This window comes from Pseudomonas sp. AN-1, from assembly GCF_034057115.1.
Lineage (GTDB): Bacteria > Pseudomonadota > Gammaproteobacteria > Pseudomonadales > Pseudomonadaceae > Geopseudomonas.
In genome coordinates, this window is record NZ_CP139195.1 from 4,461,397 (window position 1) to 4,478,386 (window position 16,990).

General features: G+C 69.3%; 19 protein-coding genes. 3 read left to right on the forward strand and 16 right to left on the reverse strand.

The genetic code is table 11. From position 1 onward, the window contains the following. Positions 1-7: 7 nt before the first annotated feature. Complete coding sequence (gene gloA, locus SK095_RS20930) at positions 8-400, forward strand: lactoylglutathione lyase (RefSeq protein ID WP_136489248.1); 393 nt, start codon at positions 8-10, stop codon at positions 398-400. Positions 401-461: 61 nt separating this feature from the next. On the opposite strand, the gene SK095_RS20935 is transcribed toward gloA, so the two are convergent. The 3 genes from SK095_RS20935 to SK095_RS20945 all read right to left on the reverse strand — a co-directional run bounded on the left by SK095_RS20935 (position 462) and on the right by SK095_RS20945 (position 1,724). Further along, positions 462-707, reverse strand: a complete 246-nt coding sequence (locus tag SK095_RS20935) for a DUF2790 domain-containing protein (protein ID WP_320547395.1) — start codon at positions 705-707, stop codon at positions 462-464. A 72-nt stretch (positions 708-779) separates the two neighbouring features. Beyond that, complete coding sequence (gene uraH, locus SK095_RS20940) at positions 780-1,190, reverse strand: hydroxyisourate hydrolase (protein WP_320547396.1); 411 nt, start codon at positions 1,188-1,190, stop codon at positions 780-782. A gap of 33 nt (positions 1,191-1,223) precedes the next feature. Continuing rightward, on the reverse strand, positions 1,224-1,724 hold the full coding sequence (locus SK095_RS20945; protein WP_320547397.1) for a heme-binding protein: 501 nt from the start codon (positions 1,722-1,724) through the stop codon (positions 1,224-1,226). A gap of 142 nt (positions 1,725-1,866) precedes the next feature. On the opposite strand from SK095_RS20945, the gene SK095_RS20950 reads away from it, so the two are divergent. Both SK095_RS20950 and SK095_RS20955 read left to right on the forward strand, forming a co-directional pair. Further along, the gene (locus tag SK095_RS20950) at positions 1,867-2,538 is read left to right on the forward strand and encodes a heavy metal response regulator transcription factor (RefSeq protein ID WP_320547398.1); all 672 of its coding nucleotides are present in this window, start codon (positions 1,867-1,869) and stop codon (positions 2,536-2,538) included. Next, positions 2,535-3,902 (forward strand): heavy metal sensor histidine kinase, encoded by a 1,368-nt coding sequence (locus tag SK095_RS20955; RefSeq protein WP_320547399.1) that lies wholly within the window; start codon positions 2,535-2,537, stop codon positions 3,900-3,902. The genes SK095_RS20950 and SK095_RS20955 overlap by 4 nt, the downstream gene beginning before the upstream one ends. 45 nt (positions 3,903-3,947) lie before the next feature. On the opposite strand, the gene sstT is transcribed toward SK095_RS20955, so the two are convergent. From sstT to metG, 13 genes are all read right to left on the reverse strand, one after another. Beyond that, entirely contained in the window at positions 3,948-5,171 is a 1,224-nt protein-coding gene (gene sstT / locus SK095_RS20960) for a serine/threonine transporter SstT (RefSeq protein WP_320547400.1), read from the reverse strand. Positions 5,172-5,407: 236 nt separating this feature from the next. Continuing rightward, on the reverse strand, positions 5,408-5,593 hold the full coding sequence (locus SK095_RS20965) for a PA3496 family putative envelope integrity protein (protein WP_136489241.1): 186 nt from the start codon (positions 5,591-5,593) through the stop codon (positions 5,408-5,410). Positions 5,594-5,701: 108 nt separating this feature from the next. Then, complete coding sequence (nth, locus tag SK095_RS20970; RefSeq protein WP_136489240.1) at positions 5,702-6,340, reverse strand: endonuclease III; 639 nt, start codon at positions 6,338-6,340, stop codon at positions 5,702-5,704. Continuing rightward, the gene (locus SK095_RS20975; RefSeq protein ID WP_136489239.1) at positions 6,337-7,053 is read right to left on the reverse strand and encodes an electron transport complex subunit E; all 717 of its coding nucleotides are present in this window, start codon (positions 7,051-7,053) and stop codon (positions 6,337-6,339) included. The genes nth and SK095_RS20975 overlap by 4 nt, the downstream gene beginning before the upstream one ends. Continuing rightward, positions 7,050-7,709, reverse strand: coding sequence for an electron transport complex subunit RsxG (gene rsxG, locus SK095_RS20980; RefSeq protein ID WP_320547401.1), 660 nt, complete (start codon positions 7,707-7,709; stop codon positions 7,050-7,052). The genes SK095_RS20975 and rsxG overlap by 4 nt, the downstream gene beginning before the upstream one ends. Positions 7,710-7,713: 4 nt before the next feature. After that, complete coding sequence (gene rsxD, locus SK095_RS20985; protein WP_320547402.1) at positions 7,714-8,769, reverse strand: electron transport complex subunit RsxD; 1,056 nt, start codon at positions 8,767-8,769, stop codon at positions 7,714-7,716. A gap of 193 nt (positions 8,770-8,962) precedes the next feature. After that, positions 8,963-11,455, reverse strand: a complete 2,493-nt coding sequence (rsxC, locus tag SK095_RS20990; RefSeq protein ID WP_320547403.1) for an electron transport complex subunit RsxC — start codon at positions 11,453-11,455, stop codon at positions 8,963-8,965. Beyond that, positions 11,452-12,027: an electron transport complex subunit RsxB gene (gene rsxB / locus SK095_RS20995; protein ID WP_136489235.1), complete on the reverse strand. Its 576-nt coding sequence runs from the start codon at positions 12,025-12,027 to the stop codon at positions 11,452-11,454. Before rsxB ends, rsxC begins: the two co-directional genes overlap by 4 nt. Next, complete coding sequence (gene rsxA, locus SK095_RS21000) at positions 12,024-12,608, reverse strand: electron transport complex subunit RsxA (protein WP_136489234.1); 585 nt, start codon at positions 12,606-12,608, stop codon at positions 12,024-12,026. Before rsxA ends, rsxB begins: the two co-directional genes overlap by 4 nt. 225 nt (positions 12,609-12,833) lie before the next feature. Next, positions 12,834-13,232, reverse strand: coding sequence for a DUF350 domain-containing protein (locus SK095_RS21005; RefSeq protein ID WP_136489233.1), 399 nt, complete (start codon positions 13,230-13,232; stop codon positions 12,834-12,836). A 27-nt stretch (positions 13,233-13,259) separates the two neighbouring features. Next, entirely contained in the window at positions 13,260-14,381 is a 1,122-nt protein-coding gene (locus tag SK095_RS21010; RefSeq protein WP_320547404.1) for a glutathionylspermidine synthase family protein, read from the reverse strand. After that, positions 14,381-14,707 carry a hypothetical protein gene (locus SK095_RS21015; protein ID WP_136489231.1) on the reverse strand — a complete coding sequence of 109 codons (327 nt, stop codon included), beginning with the start codon at positions 14,705-14,707 and terminating at the stop codon, positions 14,381-14,383. The genes SK095_RS21010 and SK095_RS21015 overlap by 1 nt, the downstream gene beginning before the upstream one ends. Positions 14,708-14,909: 202 nt before the next feature. Beyond that, complete coding sequence (gene metG / locus SK095_RS21020) at positions 14,910-16,955, reverse strand: methionine--tRNA ligase (RefSeq protein WP_320547405.1); 2,046 nt, start codon at positions 16,953-16,955, stop codon at positions 14,910-14,912. Positions 16,956-16,990 lie beyond the last annotated feature (35 nt).

The following is a 16,990-nucleotide window of genomic DNA, read 5'->3' on the forward strand; positions in this document are numbered from 1 at the left end:
AATCCCGATGAGACTGCTGCACACCATGCTGCGGGTTGGCGATATGGACAAGTCGATCGCCTTCTACACCGAAGTGCTGGGCATGACCCTGCTGCGCCGCAAGGACTACCCGGACGGCCAGTTCACCCTGGCCTTCGTCGGCTACGGCAACGAGGCCGAGAACAGCGTGATCGAGCTGACCTACAACTGGGGCGTCGACAGCTACGAGCTGGGCACCGGCTACGGCCACATCGCCCTGGAAGTCGAGGACGTCTACAAGGCCTGCGAGGATATCCGTGCCCGCGGCGGCAGGATCACCCGTGAGCCGGGGCCGATGAAGCACGGCTCGAGCATCCTGGCGTTCGTCGAGGATCCTGACGGCTACAAGATCGAGCTGCTGTCGCCGCAGCGCAAGGACTGAAACGTCCGCAACGACGAAGCCCCGCCAGATGTGCGGGGCTTCGTCGTTTCGGGGCGGCCACTCAGTTCTGCCGCGTGCAGGCCTCGGAGGTGGTGAGGTAGGACAGCCGGCGCAGGTCGTCGGTCGAGTCGCGGTAGGTCATCACCGCGGTGACGACCTCGCAGCGCGGGCTGGCCGGCTTGTCGATCCGCAGTACCCGCGCGATGTCCGGTTGGCTGCCATAGCGGTAGGGCTGCACGTTGCTGTCCTCGGCCTGGGCTAGGCCGGCGATCAGCAGCAGGGGCAGGGCGATGAGGCGCATGTTCATGGTCGAACCTGTATGAGGCGGGGCACCTGCCGCCGTCGGCGTTCGACGGGGCAGGTGCGGTGGTGGAAGGGATCAGTTGCCGCGATAGGTCGAGTAGCCGTAGGGGCTGAGCAGCAGCGGGATGTGGTAGTGCGGCACGCTGCCATCGGCGCTGAAGATCACCGGCACCTCGGGGAAGAAGGTCGCGGCCTTGTGCTCGGCGAACCACTCGCCGGTCTTGAAGGTCACCCGGTAGGTGCCCTTCTCCAGCGTCTTGCCTTCCGGGAACAGCGCGGGGATGCGGCCCTGCTCGTTGGTGGTGGCGCTGTTCAGTGCCTGCCAGGCGTTGCCGGCCTGCTTCTCCAGGGTCACCTCGACGCCCGGCGAGGGCAGGCCGTTCTCCAGGTTGAGCACGTGCACGCTGAGCGGGTTGCCGGCGGCCAGCGCCAGGGAGGACAGGCTGGCGAGCAGGGCGCCGGCGCAGAGTTGCTTGAACAGGGTCATGGAGGATCTCCTCGGTCAGTGGATTGGCAGGGTTCAGAGGGTTTGCGTAAGGACGCGGTCGATGGCCTGCCGGGCGCAGGCCTCGTCGTTGGCCGCGCCGCCGGCGCCGGCCACGCCGATGGCACCGATCACCTGGTCGCCGACCTTCAGCGGCAGGCCGCCGCCGAGCAGCAGCAGCTCGTCCAGGGTGTTGAGGTTGGCCGCCTCGGGATTGCTGCGGGCGCGTTCGGCGAGCAGGCCGCTGGGGGTCTTGGTCGACAGCGCGGTGTAGGCCTTGCGCTGCGCGGCCAGGGTGTTGTGCGGGCCGACGTTGTCGTCGCGCTGCAGGGCGACCAGGTTGCCGCCGCGGTCGAGCACCGCGGCCACCGCGGTGCGGCCGTCGGCATGGCAGGCGGCGAGGGTGGCGTCGAGCAGGCGGTTGGCCAGCTCGAGGGATACGTCGGCGCGTTCGGCGACGCCGGCCGGTGCGGCCAGCGCACTGGCGACGCACAGGACGAGGCCGGGCAGGGGCAACAGGGCGATACGCTGGGACATGGGCTTCTCCGTGGCTGTGCTGGGAACGGTCGCCATCCTCGCAGGCGCTGCCGCTCAAACCGATTGCCGGCGGATTACCGCTTTGTAATGGGCGAAACACGCGCGAAGGCCTAGCCTATGCGCCAGCGAGGAGGAGGCGACGATGCGCATACTGGTGGTGGAAGACGAGGCGAAGACGGCGGACTACCTGGGACGGGGCCTGAGCGAGGACGGCTATCTGGTCGAGGTGGCGCGCGACGGCCTGGACGGCCTGCACCTGATCCGCGAGAACGAGTTCGACCTGATCATCCTCGACGTCATGCTGCCGGGCCTGGACGGCTGGCAGCTGCTGCAGGAAATCCGCCGCCGCGCGCCGACCCCGGTGCTGTTCCTCACCGCCCGCGACGCGGTGGAGGACCGGGTGCGCGGCCTGGAGCTGGGCGCCGACGACTACCTGGTCAAGCCGTTCTCCTACGCCGAGCTGCTGGCGCGGGTACGCAGCCTGCTGCGCCGCGGCCCGCCGCGCGAGGTCGAGCGCTTCCAGGTCGCCGACCTCGAGCTCGACCTGCTGCGCCGCCGGGTGACCCGCGGCGGCGAGCGCCTCAACCTGACCAACAAGGAGTTCGCCCTGCTGCACCTGCTGCTCAGCCGCGAGGGCGAGGTGCTGTCGCGCGCCTTCATCGCCTCGCAGGTCTGGCAGATGAACTTCGACAGCGACACCAACGTGGTCGACGTGGCGATCCGCCGCCTGCGCGCCAAGGTCGACGATCCCTATCCGTGCAAGCTGATCCACACCGTGCGCGGCATGGGCTACGTGCTGGAGGTGGCGCAGTGAGGCTGTGGCCGCGCGCCCTGAGCCTGCGCCTGGCGCTGCTGTTCGCCCTGGTCGGCGTGCTGCTGCTCGGCGTCATCGGCTTCTACCTGTACGCCTCGCTGGAGCGCGAGATCGCCTGGCGCGACGACCAGGCGCTGCTCGGCCGCCTGGAGCGCATGCGCGGGCTGCTCGACGACAGCGCCAGCATCGATGCGCTGCGCCAGCGTCCGCAGCTGTACGGCAACATGCTCGGCAACCGCGACAGCCTGCTGTGGCTGCTCGACGCCGAGGGTCGCGCGCTGATCGAGGTCAACCCGGCGCAACTGGCGCTGCCGCGCCTGCCGGCGACGGCGCAGGTGCGCCTGGCCGACAGCGCCGACGGCAGCGCGCGACTGGCCTGGCTGCAGGTGGCCGGCGAGGACGGCGCGCTGACCCTGGTCGCCGGCAAGCTGCTCGCCGAGCGTGGGCAGATGCTCGCCGCCTACCGCCTCAAGCTGTGGCTGGCGCTGGCGGTCGGCGCGCTGCTGGCCTTCCTGCTCGGCTGGGCGGTCAGCCAGCGCGCCCTGGGTCCGCTGCGCCGGCTGGCGGCGCGCGCCGAGGGCATCGACGTGCAGCACCTGCACCTGCGCCTGGCCGGCGGCGAGCAGGTCAGCGAGCTGCGCGGCCTGAGCGTCGCCCTCGACCGCATGCTCGCCCGCCTGGAGGACGGCTTCGCCCAGCTGTCGCGCTTTTCCGAGGACCTAGCCCACGAGATGCGCACGCCGCTGGGCAACCTGATGGGCCAGACCCAGCAGACCCTGCGCCAGCCGCGCACGGCGGAGGAGTATGAGAACCTGCTGGCCTCCTGCCTGGAGGAATACGAGCGGCTGGCGCGGATGATCGACAGCATGCTGTTCCTCGCCCGCACCGAGCAGCCGCAGGCCTCGGTCAGTCGCGAGGCGGTCGACCTGCACGGGCTGGCCGAGCAGCTCTGCGAGTACTTCGAGGGCATGGCCGAGGAGCGCGAGCTGCGCCTGCTCAACCGCGCGCAGGGCAGCCTGCAGGCCGATCCCCAGCTGCTGCGCCGGGCGCTGGCCAACCTGCTGGCCAACGCCCTGCGCCACGCCACGCCGGGCACGGCGGTGAGCATCGACAGCCGGCGCACGGCGACGGCGCTGGAGATCGCCGTACACAACGCGGGCGAGCCGATCGGCGCCGAACACCTGCCGCGGCTGTTCGAGCGCTTCTACCGCTGCGACCCTTCGCGCGCCCAGCCGGGCGACACCGGCGGCCTCGGCCTGGCCATCGTGCGCTCGATCATGCAGCTGCACGGCGGCAGCGTGCGGGTGAGCAGCGATGCCGACGGTACCTGCTTCGTCCTGGTGTTCCCTTCGACCGGCGCCTGAGTTCGGAGCCCGTGCAGCCTGCGCGGAGGCACGGGGGGCGGGCGGTCAGTCCCGCTTCGCCATGCAGGCGGCAGCGGTGAGCAGCACGTCGGTGGAGGAGTTCAGCGCGGTCTCGGTGGAGTCCTGGACGATGCTGATGATGAAGCCGATGGCCACCACCTGCATGGCGATCTCGCTGGGGATGCCGAACAGGCTGGTGGCCAGCGGGATCAGCAGCAGCGAGCCGCCGGCCACGCCGGAGACGCCGGCGGCGCTGATCGAGGCGATCACGCAGAGCAGCAGGGCGGTGGGGATGTCCACGGCGATGCCCAGGGTGTGCACCGCGGCCAGGGTCAGCACGCTGATGGTGATGGCCGCGCCGGCCATGTTGATGGTGGCGCCCAGCGGGATCGATACCGAGTAGGTGTCCTCGTGCAGGCCCAGGCGCTCGCACAGCTGCAGGTTGACCGGGATGTTGGCCGCCGAGCTGCGGGTGAAGAAGGCGGTGATGCCGCTCTCGCGCAGGCAGGTCAGCACCAGCGGGTAGGGGTTGCGGCGGATCTTCCAGTACACGATCAGCGGGTTGACCACCAGGGCGACCAGCAGCATGCAGCCGACCAGCACCGCCAGCAGGCGGGCGTAGCCGAGCAGCGCGTCGAGGCCGGCCTCGGCCAGCGCCGCGGCGACCAGGCCGAAGGCGCCCAGCGGGGCGAAGCGGATCACCACGCGGACGATCTCCGACACGCCGTGGGACAGGTCGTGCAGCACGGTACGGGTGGTGTCGCTGCCGTGGCGCAGCGCGATGCCCAGGCCGATGGCCCAGGCCAGGATGCCGATGAAGTTGGCGTCGAGCAGGGCGCGCACCGGGTTGGTGAGCAGGCTGCCCAGCAGCGCGGCCAGCACCTCGCCGATGCCGCCGGGAGCGCTGGCCTCGGCGCCCGTGCCGTTCAGCACCAGGGTCGAGGGGAACAGGAAGCTGGCGCTCACGCCGACCAGGGCTGCGGCCAGGGTGCTGATCAGGTAGAGGACCAGCACCGGGCGGATGTGGGTCTGCTGGCCGCGCTTGTGGCTGGCGATGGCCGAGGTCACCAGCAGGAACACCAGTGGCGGCGCCACGGCCTTGAGCGCCGCGACGAACAGGTTGCCGACGAAACCGACGGACTGGCCTGCCTGCGGGGAGATCAGCGCGAGCAGGATGCCGGCGATCAGGCCGATGACGATTTGGGTGACCAGGCTGGTGCGGGCGAGCCGCTGCAGTAGCGGGCGTGGGGAGGTGGTGGCATTGCTCATGGACTGTCTCGCGGTGGTTCCGGACACCGCTGCGCTGCAGTCTTCGACGGCGGCGCAGCGCCGTCCGTATGCTGCAGGGCACGGGGCGGGGCCTCGTGCGAGAGGGGGGCGATTGTACGGCGCGCGAGGGGCGTGGCAAAGTGCCGGCCGGCAGGGACAGTCCCGCCCGGCGCGAGGCCGGGCGCTGGCAAGCAGGACAAGGGTAGGGGCGCGGCGCGGACCGCACGCGAGGGCGGTTACAGATCGAAGTCGTAGTCGGCGAGCCGCTTCTTCAGGCGGCGCTCTTCCAGCAGGTTGTCGATCACGCGGCGCTTGGCCAGGTTGCTCTTGCTGGTCGGTGCATCCTTGGCGTCGGTGTCATCCGCTTCGGCGTCGACGACGAAGTCTTCATCCAGGTCGAGGTCGGGTTTGGCTTGGGCCATGACTGCTACTCCAGAGATCAGAGGACCGTTTTGCGCACCTTATAGCGGCAAAATTCTGGAGGGTAAAAAAGAATTTATTTATCGCCTGAGAAGGAATCCTATATCGGATCAATCATCGGAAGTCTTGTGCCTGTACTCGCACAGATCCTCGATCCGGCAGCTGCCGCACTGCGGCTTGCGCGCCTTGCACACGTAGCGGCCGTGCAGGATCAGCCAGTGGTGGGCGTCGAGCAGGTATTCCTTCGGCACGAACTTGACCAGCTTCTTCTCCACCTCCAGCACGGTCTTGCCGGGGGCGATGCCGGTGCGGTTGCTGACCCGGAAGATGTGGGTGTCGACCGCCATGGCCGGCTGGCGGAAGGCGGTGTTGAGCACCACGTTGGCGGTCTTGCGGCCGACCCCGGGCAGCGCCTCCAGCTCCTCGCGGGTGCTCGGCACCACGCTGTCGTGGCGCTCGATGAGCAGGCGGCAGGCCTCGATGACGTTCTTCGCCTTGCTGCGGTACAGGCCGATGGTCTTGATGTACTGCTCGAGGCCCTCGACGCCGAGAGCGTGGATCGCCTCCGGGGTGTTGGCCACCGGGAACAGCCTGGCGGTGGCCTTGTTGACGCCGACGTCGGTGGCCTGGGCGGAGAGGATCACCGCCACCAGCAGCTCGAAGACGCTCTGGTATTCCAGCTCGGTGGTCGGCTCGGGATTGTCCTCTTTCAGGCGACGGAAGATCTCCGCGCGCTTGGCCGCATTCATTCCACCACTCCGGTGACGCGCACGCGGCGGCTCGGTGCGGGCTCGGGAGCCGGCTGGCTGGCCCTGGCGCGTTCTTCGGCGCGCTCGTCGAGGATGTTCTTGCCGGCGATCAGCAGGCCCAGCACCAGGAAGGCGCCGGGCGGCAGGATGGCCAGCAGGAAGCCCTTGTAGTCGCTGCCGAACAGGTTGAGTTCCCAGCTGGCGGCGATCGGGCCGAACAGCAGCTCCATGTTGGCGAACAGCGTGCCGGTGCCGAGCAGCTCGCGGATGGCGCCGAGCGCCAGCAGCACCAGGCCGAAGCCGGTGCCCATCATCAGGCCGTCGAAGGCCGAGCGGGCGACGCCGTTCTTCGCCGCGAAACCGTCGGCACGGCCGAGGATCACGCAGTTGGTGGTGATCAGCGGGATGAAGATGCCGAGGATCTGGTACAGCTCGTAGGTGAACGCCTGCATCAACAGCTCGATGCAGGTGGTCAGCGCGGCGATGATCATCACGAAGGCCGGCAGGCGCACGGCGGTCTGGGTCACGCTGCGGATGCTCGACACCGCGGCGTTGGAGCAGGCCAGCACCAGCGCGGTGGCCAGGCCGAGGCCGAGGGCGTTGACCGTCGAGTTGCTGGTGCCGAGCAGCGGGCACAGGCCGAGCAGCTGGACCAGGCCGGGGTTGTTCTTCCACAGGCCGTTGACGGCGATTTCGCGGTAGCTCTGGCTCATTGCGCGCGCTCCTGTTCGGGCGTCGGTTGGGCGGCGGCCTGGGCGAACAGCTCGGCCTTGTGCCCGTCGAAATACTGCAGGGCGTGGTGTACCGCCTTGACCACCGCACGCGGGGTGATGGTGGCGCCGGCGAACTGGTCGAACACGCCCTGGTCCTTCTTCACGCCCCAACCGGCCTCGCCCGGGTCGGCCAGCGACTTGCCGTTGAAGGCCAGCACCCAGGGGCTCTTGGCCAGCTCGATCTTGTCGCCCAGGCCCGGGGTTTCCTTGTGGGCGAGCACGCGCACGCCGGCCAGGCGGCCGTCGGCGTGGATGCCGACCAGCAGGCGGATGCTGCCGCTGTAGCCGTCCGGAGCCACGGCCTGGAGGATGACGGCACTGGGCTGGCCGCCCTTGAGCGCCAGGTAGGCCGGCAACGGCCTGTCGCTGCCGAGCAGCGGGTCGACGAGGTCCAGGCGGTTGTCCAGCAGGTGGTTGTCGTAGCTGCCCTGCGGCAGGATCTCGGCCAGCGCACGCACCTGCGCCTCGCGTTCGGCAGCGGCGATGCGCGAGGCGGTGCCCTGCTGGGTGACGGCTACCACGCCGACGGTGGCGACGGCGAACAGGCCGAGGATCAGGGCGTTGCGCAGCATCGAGCGCGGCATTTCCGGCAGCATGGCCTCAGTCTCCCAGCTTGAAGCCGCGTTCCGGCTTGCGGTGGCCGTAGGTGCGCGGACGGGTGTAGTAGTCGATGGTCGGCGCGGCCAGGTTCATCAGCAGCACGGCGAAGGCCACGCCGTCCGGGTAGCCGCCCCAGGTGCGGATCACGTAGGCGAGGATGCCGACGCCGGCACCGAAGATCACCCGGCCGAGCAGGCTGGTGGCGCCGGACACCGGGTCGGTGACGATGAAGAACGCGCCGAGCATGGTGGCGCCGGTGAGCAGGTGGAACAGCGGCGAGCCGTTGGAGTCGGAGCCCGAGCCGTTCCAGAACAGCAGGCTCATCAGGCCGAGGGCGGCGAGCATGCCGACCGGCGCGTGCCAGGTGAACACCCGCTTGTACAGCAGGAACAGGCCGCCGGCGAGGAAGGCCAGGTTGACCGCCTCGGCGCCGTAGCCGCCGAGGCTGCCGAACGCCGGGTTGCTCTGCCACAGCTCGGCGATGGTCAGGCTCTTGTTGACCTTGAGCGCGTCCAGCGCAGTGGCCTGGGTCCAGGCGTCCGGCAGGCCGGCGGTCAGGCCGAGGATGCGCTGCAGGCCCTCGACCAGGCCGAGGGTCGGGCTGACCGCCTCGAAGCCGCGCGGCGCCGGCCAGCTGGTCATCTCCACCGGGAAGGAGATCAGCGCCACCACGTAGCCGAGCATCGCCGGGTTGAATGGATTCTGGCCGAGGCCGCCGAACAGCTGCTTGCCGAACACGATGGCGAAGGCGGTGGCCACCAGGGTCAGCCACCAGGGCGAGTAGGGCGGCAGGGCCAGGGCCAGCAGCACGGCGGTGAGCACCGCGCTGTAGTCGCGCAGGAAGAAGGCCACCGGGCGCCGGCGCAGGCGCAGCACCGCGGCTTCGCAGCCGAGGGCGACGGCGCTGGCCCAGAGGAGGTTGATCAGCGTGCCGAAGCCGTACAGCCAGGTCAGCACCAGGATGCCGGGCACGGTGGCCAGCAGCACCAGCTGCATGACCTTCTGGGTACGGTTGTGGCCCGTGGCGTGGGGCGAGGTGATGCGGGGCAGGGCCATGGGTGCTCCGTTGTGGGCTTGCCTGGGGAGGTTGCCCTCCGCCTGCCGGTGGTGACCGGCGATGATCTTGGGGTTCGTAGGGTGGGGCAGGCCGAAGGCCGTAACCCACCACCCGGCTGCAAGGCCGGCCAGCGTGTGCCGGCTGTCGCCGGCATTGGTGGGTTACGCCGCAGGCGGCTAACCCACCCTACGGTCATGTGCTCTGCTGCTCCGCCAGCCTGCCTTCGGCCTCGGCCAGTCGCGCGCGAGCAGCCTCCAGCGCGGCCGGGTCGGCGTTCTCGTCGCGCTCCAGCTTGCGCAGGTCGGCGCGGGCGAAGGCGACCTCGGTCTTCAGGGCGCGGGTGGCCTCGTCGACCGGGCGCTTGTCGGTGCGCACCAGCTCCGGCGCCGGCTTGTTCGAGGCGTCCTCGGCGGCGTGCAGGGCCTGCTCGGCGCCTGCCAGCGCCTCGCGCAGCCGGGCCAGTTCGCTCTCGTCGGCGCCGGCCTTCTCGGCCTTCTTCAGCTCGGCGCGCTTCATCGCCAGCTCGACCTTGGCCTTCTTCAGCGGGTCGATCTCGGCCTTGGCCGGCTCGGCAGCTGCTGCGGGCGCCGGTGCGGCGGCCTGCTGTTCCAGCGCGGCCAGGGTCTTCTCCGCTGCCGCCTGCTGCTCGCGCAGTCTGGCCAGCTCGGCCTGCTGTTCGGCGTCCGGGGCCTCGAGCTTCTCCAGCTTGCGGATCTGCGCCTTGAGCATGGCGGCCTCGATCTTGGCCTTCTTCAAGGCCTCGTCGCCGGCCGGCTTGGCGGCGGCGGGAGCGGGCGCGGCGCTTTCGGCGGCGGCCAGCGCTTGGTCGGCGGCGGCGAGCTGCTCGCGCAGCTTCGCCAGTTCGGCCTGCTGGGCCTCGTCAGGGGCCTCGAGCTTCTCCAGCTTGCGGATCTGCGCCTTGAGCATGGCGGCTTCGATCTTGGCCTTCTTCAGCGCTTCGTCGCCGGCCGGCTTGGCGGCGGCGGGCGCGGCCGGAGCGGAGGCCTGGGCTGCGGCGAGGGCCTTCTGCGCGGCTTCCAGCGCGGCGCGCAGCTCGGCGACCTGGGCGTGCAGTTCGGGTGTATCGTGCTGGGCCAGCTGCTTCTCGGCCTTCTTCAGCGCCACCTGGGCCATGCTGGCCTCGATCTTCAGGCGCTTGAGTTCCTCGCTCGCCGCGCTGGCGGCCGGTGCGGCAGCTTCCTCGGGCTTGGCGGCGGTTTCGGCCTGGGCGGCCTTGGCGCGTGCGGCTTTCTCGGCGCGCGCCTTGCGCTCCTCTTCCTTGCGCTCTTCCTCGCGGCGCAGGCGCTCCTGGCGCAGCTCGAAGCGCTGCTTGGAATGCTCGGCCTTCTGCTGCTTCTGCTCCAGTTCGCGGATTTCCGCCTTGGCCGCCCGGTAGTACTGCACCAGCGGGATGCTCGACGGGCAGACGTAGGCGCAGGCGCCGCACTCGATGCAGTCGAACAGGTTGTGCGCCTTGAGCTGCTCGTGCTCGCTGCCGAGGGCGAAGAAGTGCAGCTGCTGCGGCAGCAGGCTGGCGGGGCAGGCCAGGGCGCACTCGCCGCAGCGGATGCACGGCATGGCCGGCGGCGGCGGCGGCAGTTCCTTGCTCGTCGGCGCCAGCAGGCAGTTGGTGGTCTTGACCAGCGGCACGTCGAGCGCCGGCAGGGTGAAGCCCATCATCGGTCCACCCATGATCAGGCGGTCCATCTTGTTCGCGTCGAGGCCGGCGAAGGCCAGCAGCTCGCCGACCGGAGTGCCGATCAGCGCCTCGACGTTCATCGGCCGGGCCAGGGCCTCGCCGGTGAGGGTGACGATCCGCGCGATCAGCGGCCGGCCGAGCACCACGGCGTCGTGCACCGCCACCGCGGTGCCGACGTTCTGGCAGAGCATGCCGATGTCCGCCGGCAGGCCGCCGGCCGGCACTTCGCGGCCGGTGAGGATCTGGATCAGCTGCCGCTCGCCCCCCGACGGGTACTTGGTGGGGAACACGCGCAGCTGGTAGCTGCGCTCGCCGAGGGCGGCGCGCACCGCAGCGATGGCCTCGGGCTTGTTGTCCTCGATGCCGATCAGCACCTCGTCCGGCTGGATCAGTTGGGCCAGGATGTCGATGCCCAGCACCAGTTCGGCGGCCTTCTCGCGCATCAGCACATCGTCGGCGGTGATGTACGGCTCGCACTCGGTGCCGTTGATCACCAGGGTGTGGATCTTCTGCTGCGGCCGCGCGGTGAGCTTGACCGCGGTGGGGAAGCCGGCGCCGCCCAGGCCGTTGATGCCGGCGTCGCGGATCCTCTCCAGCAGCTCCTCGGGCGCCAGGGCGCGGAAGTCGGCGCAGGGAGCCAGCTCGCACCATTGGTCCAGACCGTCGGCCTCGATGACGATGGCCGGTGCCAGCATGCCGGAGGCGTGCGGGTAGGGCTGCGGGCCGATGAAGGTCACGGTGCCGGAGGTCGGCGCATGCACCGGGACGCTGACGAAGCCGGTGGCCTCGGCGATCTTCTGGCCCTTGCGCACCCGCTCGCCGACCGCCACGCACGGCTCGGCCGGCGCGCCGATGTGCTGGCTGAGCGGCAGGGTCAGCTGCCTGGGCAGCGGCGCCGGCTGGATCGGCGTGCGGTTGGACAGTTCCTTGCGCTCCGGCGGATGGATGCCGCCGGGGATGTCCCAGATCTTCGCGCGTACGTTCATGCGGCCTGCTCCCGGTCGCTGGCGATCAATTGGCCGGGCGGGAGCGGGCGCTCCCACTTCCAGTTCTGCACGCTGCCGCCCACCTCGAGCATGTCGATGCAGTCCACCGGGCAGGGCTCCACGCACAGGTCGCAGCCGGTGCACTCGTCCTTGATCACCGTGTGCATCTGCCGCGCCGCGCCGACGATGGCGTCGACCGGGCAGGCCTGCAGGCACTTGGTGCAGCCGATGCACTCGGCCTCGCGGATGAAGGCGACCATGCGCGGCTTCTCGCCGCCGGCAGCGTCGAGCGGTTCGGCCTCGACGTCGAGCAGGTCGGCCAGCGCCTGCACGGTGGTCTGCCCGCCGGGCGGGCACTTGTTGATCTTGTCGCCGCCGGCGATGGCCTCTGCGTAGGGCTTGCAGCCCGGGTAGCCGCACTGGCCGCACTGGGTCTGCGGCAGCAGGGCGTTGATCTGCTCGACGATGGGGTCGCCCTCGACGCGGAAACGCACCGCGGCATAGCCGAGGATGGCGCCGGCGATCAGGCAGATCGCGGCCAGGGCAACGACGGCAATGAGGACCAGACTCATAGCTTGATCAATCCGGTGAAGCCCATGAACGCCAGCGACATCAGGCCGGCGGTGACCAGGCCGATGGCCGCGCCGCGGAACGGCTTGGGCACGTCGGCGATGGCGATGCGTTCGCGCATGGCGGCGAACAGCACCAGCACCAGGGAGAAGCCCAGGCCGGCGGCGAAGCCGTTGGCGGTGGCGGTGAAGAAGGTGAACTCGGCCTTGTTGGCGTTGAGCAGGGCCACACCGAGCACGATGCAGTTGGTGGTGATCAGCGGCAGGAAGATGCCGAGCACGCGGTACAGCACGGGACTGGTCTTGTTCACCACCATCTCGGTGAACTGCACCACCACGGCGATCACGAGGATGAAGGTGATGGTCTTGAGGAACTCGAGATCCAGCGGCTTGAGCACGTACTGCTGCACCAGGTAGCAGCACATGGCGGCCAGGGTCAGCACGAAGGTGGTGGCCAGCGCCAGGCCGATGGCGGTTTCGATCTTCTTCGAAACCCCCATGAACGGGCAGAGGCCAAGGAACTGCACCAACACGAAGTTGTTGACCAGAATGGCGCTGACCAGGATGAGGGCGAATTCGGTCATGGGCAGGGAGACTCGCGCCGGTGGATAAAGGGGGCGCATATTATCGTGAACCCGTTCATAGCGTACAAGCGGAGCGGGCTGGGCGTTTTTAAGCTCTTTTTGGAATAAATACTGCGTGTCCGGCTATTTGCGTGGCTTGCAGCCGGCTCGGAGCGCGGTGCGTCCCATTGTCGCGAGCGCCCTTGTCGCAGGCGCGGGCCAGAGGCGCCGGCGCCTGCGGGGGTGTCAGTAAACCATGCAGGCGGCGTTGAGCAGGCCGGCGCACAGGGCGCTGCCGCCGAGGAACAGGCCGTGGGCCAGGCAGTTGCCGGTGATGCCCTGGCGCAGCTCGGGGAGCAGCCGGGCGACCGCCAGGTAGACCAGCGCCTGCACCAGCATGGCGATGCAGCCCCACACCAGCATGTCGAGCAGGCTGGTGCTGTGGGCGATGCTGCTGGCCAGCGGCAGGGCGAAGCCGAGCAGCGCGCCGATCAGGGCCAGGGCGGCGGCGAGGTTGCCGGCACGGATCAGTTCCAGTTCGGCGTAGGGCGTCAGGCGGATGTACAGGCTGGCGAACAGGCCGAACAGGGCCAGCGCAGTGGCGAAGTAGGCGAGGAAGCTGGGCAGGGTTTGCAGCAGGTCCACGACGGGATCTCCTTGGATTCGGTGGGCTCAGGCGTTGCGGAAGAAGTGCGGCACGAAGCGGCTGCTGTCGCGGGTGATCGGCCCGGCATCCTCGCGGATGCCCAGGCCCGCGGCGCGCTCGCCGACCATCCAGCAGCCGAGCACCGGGTAGTTGCCGGCGAACTCCGGCAGCGGCGCATACGCCTGCCAGATGCACGGCGCCTGGCCATGCGGGCCGTCGCTGGCCAGGATGCCGCCCTCGCTGACGATGCGGATGTTCTCGCCCTCGCGCGAATACAGCGGCTTGCGCACGTGGGGCAGCGGCAGGTCGTCGCCGAAGCTGGCCGGCAGCAGGTTGGGGTGCTCGGGAAACAGCCGCCAGAGGATCGGCAGCAGCGCCTTGCACGACAGCAGCAGCTTCCACGCCGGTTCGAGGAAGCGGATGCCGCTGGTCGCCACGTGGGCACCGAATTCGTCCTCCAGCAGCCATTCCCACGGATACAGCTTGAAGCAGTGGCGGATCGGCCGGCCGCCTTCGTCGACGAAGCAGTGCCGCGCGGCATCGAAGCCGATCCGCTCGATCGGCAGGTAGTCGCTGGCCAGGCCCGTCTGGTGCGCGGTGTCCAGCAGGTACAGGGCGTTGCCGGTGTCCTCCTCATGGCCGGCGAGGGCGGCGAAGTGCACCGGACCGCCGGGATCGAGCGCCCGCCAGCGCTCGATCAGCTGCTCGTGCAGCGAGTTGAACTGGTCGGCGTCCGGCAGCACGTCCTGCAGCCAGAACCACTGCACCACGCTGGCTTCCAGCAGGCCGGTGGGGGTGTCGGCGTTGTACTCGAGCAGCTTCGGCGCGCCCGTGCCGTCCCAGGAGAAGTCGAAGCGTCCGTACAGGCTGGGCTCCTGCCGCTGCCAGGAGTCGACGATCAGCTCGCGGGCGCGCGGCGGCAGGGCGAAGGGCGCGAAGTGCTCATGGCGGACGATCCAGTCCACCGCCTCCAGGCAGCGCTGGTGCAGGTCCTCGCTGGCGCTTTCCAGCGTCTCGATCTGCTCCAGGGAGAACTCGTAGGCGGCCGACTCGTCCCAGTAGGTGCCGTCGATGCTGTGGAAGGTGAAACCCAGCTGCTCGCACTGGGCGCGCCAGTGCGGTCGCGGGGTGAAGGCGCGGCGCTGCATCAGCCGCCCCCCGAGAAGCGCGCCCCGGAGCTGCCGAAGCCGCCACGGGCGACCATCTGCCGGGTCTGCACCAGGTGCTGGCGGGCCGTGTAGGGGCGGGAGCCGTCCTCGTAGCTGGGGCCGAGATAGCGGCTGACGCCGACGTAGCCGGAGCCACCGCTGCCGCCGCTGCTCTCGGGCTCGCAGGCCCAGGCGTGCTGGGCCCAGTCGGCCTGGCACTCCTCCTGGCTGGCGTAGCGGTCGCGGTAGACCGCGTCGTGGTGGAGGACGGACATCAGCACGCCGCCGGTGAGCACGCTGGTGAATACGACGGTGGATTTCTTCATGCGTCCTTGCGTGGTTCAGAAAGCGAGGCCGCCAAGTTTAACCGCGGCGGCGGGAAAAATCGGTGATGCGTGCCCGCGTGAGGTTCCGGTCATGCCCACGCTCCTGCGTGGGCATGCAGCCCGAGCCGCTCCTGCGGCTGGACGCGGAGCGTCCAAGGCGGGGTTCCCACGCGGAGCATGGGAACCATCGACGTGCCAGCAGTCAGTGCACGCGCTGGCCCGGCTTGGCGCCGGCGTCCGGGCTGAGCAGGAAGATCTCCTCGCCGCCCGGGCCGGCGGCCAGCACCATGCCCTCGGACAGGCCGAACTTCATCTTGCGCGGCGCCAGGTTGGCCACGTACAGGGTCAGGCGGCCCTCCAGCTTGCTCGGGTCCGGGTAGGCGGACTTGATGCCGCTGAACACGTTGCGCTTGGCGTCGCCGATGTCCAGGGTCAGGCGCAGCAGCTTGTCGGCGCCCTCGACGAACTCGCACTTCTCGATCAGGGCGATGCGCAGGTCGACGGCGGCGAAGGCGTCGAAGTTGATTTCCGCAGCCAGCGGCTCCTTGACCAGCTCGCCATTGCCGGTCGGGGCGGCGGCTTCGGTGCTTTGTGCGGCGAGGTCTTCCTTGGAGGCTTCGATCATGGCGTCAATCTTCGCAGGTTCGATACGGGTCATCAGCGGGGTGAACGGATTCAGCTGGTGGTTGGCCAGGCGCAGTTCGTGGTCCTGCCAGGTCAGCGGGGCGACGTTGAGGAAGCCCTCGGCGGCGGCGGCCAGGTTCGGCAGCACCGGCTTGAGGAAGATCACCAGCTGGCGGAACAGGTTGACGCCGAAGGCGCAGATTTCCTGCACCTCGGCCTGCTTGCCCTCGACCTTGTTCAGCGCCCACGGCGCCTTGTCGGCGATCCAGGCGTTGGCGCGGTCGGCCAGGTGCATGATCTCGCGCATGGCGCGGCCGAAGTCGCGGTGCTCGTAGGCCTCGGCGATGCTCGGCGCGGCGGCCTGGAAGGCGTCCCACAGCTCGGGCTCGGGATTGGCGTCGACCATCACCCCGGCGTTGCCCTTGTGGATGAAGCCGGCGCAGCGGCTGGCGATGTTGACCACCTTGCCGACCAGGTCGGAGTTGACCTTCTGCACGAAGTCCTCGAGGTTGAGGTCCAGGTCATCCACGCCGCGCGACAGCTTGCTGGCGTAGTAGTAGCGCAGGTACTCGGGATTGAGGTGGTCGAGGTAGGTACGCGCCTTGATGAAGGTGCCGCGCGACTTGGACATCTTCTGGCCGTTGACGGTCAGGTAGCCGTGCACGTTGACCGCGGTCGGCTTGCGGTAGCCCGCGCCTTCCAGCATCGCCGGCCAGAACAGGGTGTGGAAGTTGACGATGTCCTTGCCGATGAAGTGGTACAGCTCGGCCTTGGAGTCCTTGTTCCAGAAGGCGTCGAAGTCCAGCTCCGGGCGGCGCGCGCAGAGGTTCTTGAAGCTGGCCATGTAGCCGACCGGCGCGTCCAGCCAGACGTAGAAGTACTTGCCCGGCTCGTCGGGGATCTCGAAGCCGAAGTAGGGCGCGTCGCGGGAGATGTCCCACTCCTGCAGGCCGCCGTCCAGCCATTCGGCGATCTTGTTGGCCACCGCGTCCTGCAGGGCGCCGCCGCGGGTCCACTGCTTGAGCATGGCCTCGAAGTCGGGGAGCTTGAAGAAGAAGTGCTTGGAGTCGCGCAGCACCGGGGTGGCGCCGGAGATCGCCGAGCGCGGGTCCTTCAGCTCGGTCGGCTCGTAGGTGGCGCCGCACTTCTCGCAGTTGTCGCCGTACTGGTCCTCGGCGGCGCACTTCGGGCAGGTGCCCTTGATGAAGCGGTCGGCGAGGAACATGCCCTTCTCGGGGTCGAAGTACTGGGTCACCGAGCGGGTGGCGATGTGTCCGGCCTCGCGCAGCTTCAGGTAGATGCCGGTGGCCAGCTCGCGGTTCTCGATCGAGTGGGTCGAGTGGAAGTTGTCGAAGTTGACCAGGAAGTCGGCGAAATCGCCGCTGTGCTCGGCCTGCACGCCGTCGATCAGCTGTTGCGGGGTGATGCCTTCCTTCTCGGCGCGCAGCATGATCGCCGAGCCGTGGGCGTCGTCGGCGCACACGTAGATGCACTGGTTGCCGCGCTGCTTCTGGAAGCGCACCCAGATGTCGGTCTGGATGTACTCGAGCATGTGGCCCAGGTGGATGGAGCCGTTGGCGTAGGGCAGGGCGCTGGTAACGAGAATCTGGCGGGGCTCGGACATGATGATCGGCTGCACTGGCAAAACGAGGGAAGTCG

Excerpts from the sequence above, each read along its gene's own strand:
- gloA (WP_136489248.1), top strand. The coding sequence starts at position 8 with ATGAGACTGCTGCACACCATGCTGCGGGTTGGCGATATGGACAAGTCG.
- SK095_RS20935 (WP_320547395.1), bottom strand. The coding sequence starts at position 707 with ATGAACATGCGCCTCATCGCCCTGCCCCTGCTGCTGATCGCCGGCCTA.
- uraH (WP_320547396.1), bottom strand. The coding sequence starts at position 1,190 with ATGACCCTGTTCAAGCAACTCTGCGCCGGCGCCCTGCTCGCCAGCCTG.
- SK095_RS20945 (WP_320547397.1), bottom strand. The coding sequence starts at position 1,724 with ATGTCCCAGCGTATCGCCCTGTTGCCCCTGCCCGGCCTCGTCCTGTGC.
- SK095_RS20950 (WP_320547398.1), top strand. The coding sequence starts at position 1,867 with ATGCGCATACTGGTGGTGGAAGACGAGGCGAAGACGGCGGACTACCTG.
- sstT (WP_320547400.1), bottom strand. The coding sequence starts at position 5,171 with ATGAGCAATGCCACCACCTCCCCACGCCCGCTACTGCAGCGGCTCGCC.
- SK095_RS20965 (WP_136489241.1), bottom strand. The coding sequence starts at position 5,593 with ATGGCCCAAGCCAAACCCGACCTCGACCTGGATGAAGACTTCGTCGTC.
- nth (WP_136489240.1), bottom strand. The coding sequence starts at position 6,340 with ATGAATGCGGCCAAGCGCGCGGAGATCTTCCGTCGCCTGAAAGAGGAC.
- SK095_RS20975 (WP_136489239.1), bottom strand. The coding sequence starts at position 7,053 with ATGAGCCAGAGCTACCGCGAAATCGCCGTCAACGGCCTGTGGAAGAAC.
- rsxG (WP_320547401.1), bottom strand. The coding sequence starts at position 7,709 with ATGCTGCCGGAAATGCCGCGCTCGATGCTGCGCAACGCCCTGATCCTC.
- rsxD (WP_320547402.1), bottom strand. The coding sequence starts at position 8,769 with ATGGCCCTGCCCCGCATCACCTCGCCCCACGCCACGGGCCACAACCGT.
- rsxC (WP_320547403.1), bottom strand. The coding sequence starts at position 11,455 with ATGAACGTACGCGCGAAGATCTGGGACATCCCCGGCGGCATCCATCCG.
- rsxB (WP_136489235.1), bottom strand. The coding sequence starts at position 12,027 with ATGAGTCTGGTCCTCATTGCCGTCGTTGCCCTGGCCGCGATCTGCCTG.
- rsxA (WP_136489234.1), bottom strand. The coding sequence starts at position 12,608 with ATGACCGAATTCGCCCTCATCCTGGTCAGCGCCATTCTGGTCAACAAC.
- SK095_RS21010 (WP_320547404.1), bottom strand. The coding sequence starts at position 14,381 with ATGCAGCGCCGCGCCTTCACCCCGCGACCGCACTGGCGCGCCCAGTGC.
- SK095_RS21015 (WP_136489231.1), bottom strand. The coding sequence starts at position 14,707 with ATGAAGAAATCCACCGTCGTATTCACCAGCGTGCTCACCGGCGGCGTG.
- metG (WP_320547405.1), bottom strand. The coding sequence starts at position 16,955 with ATGTCCGAGCCCCGCCAGATTCTCGTTACCAGCGCCCTGCCCTACGCC.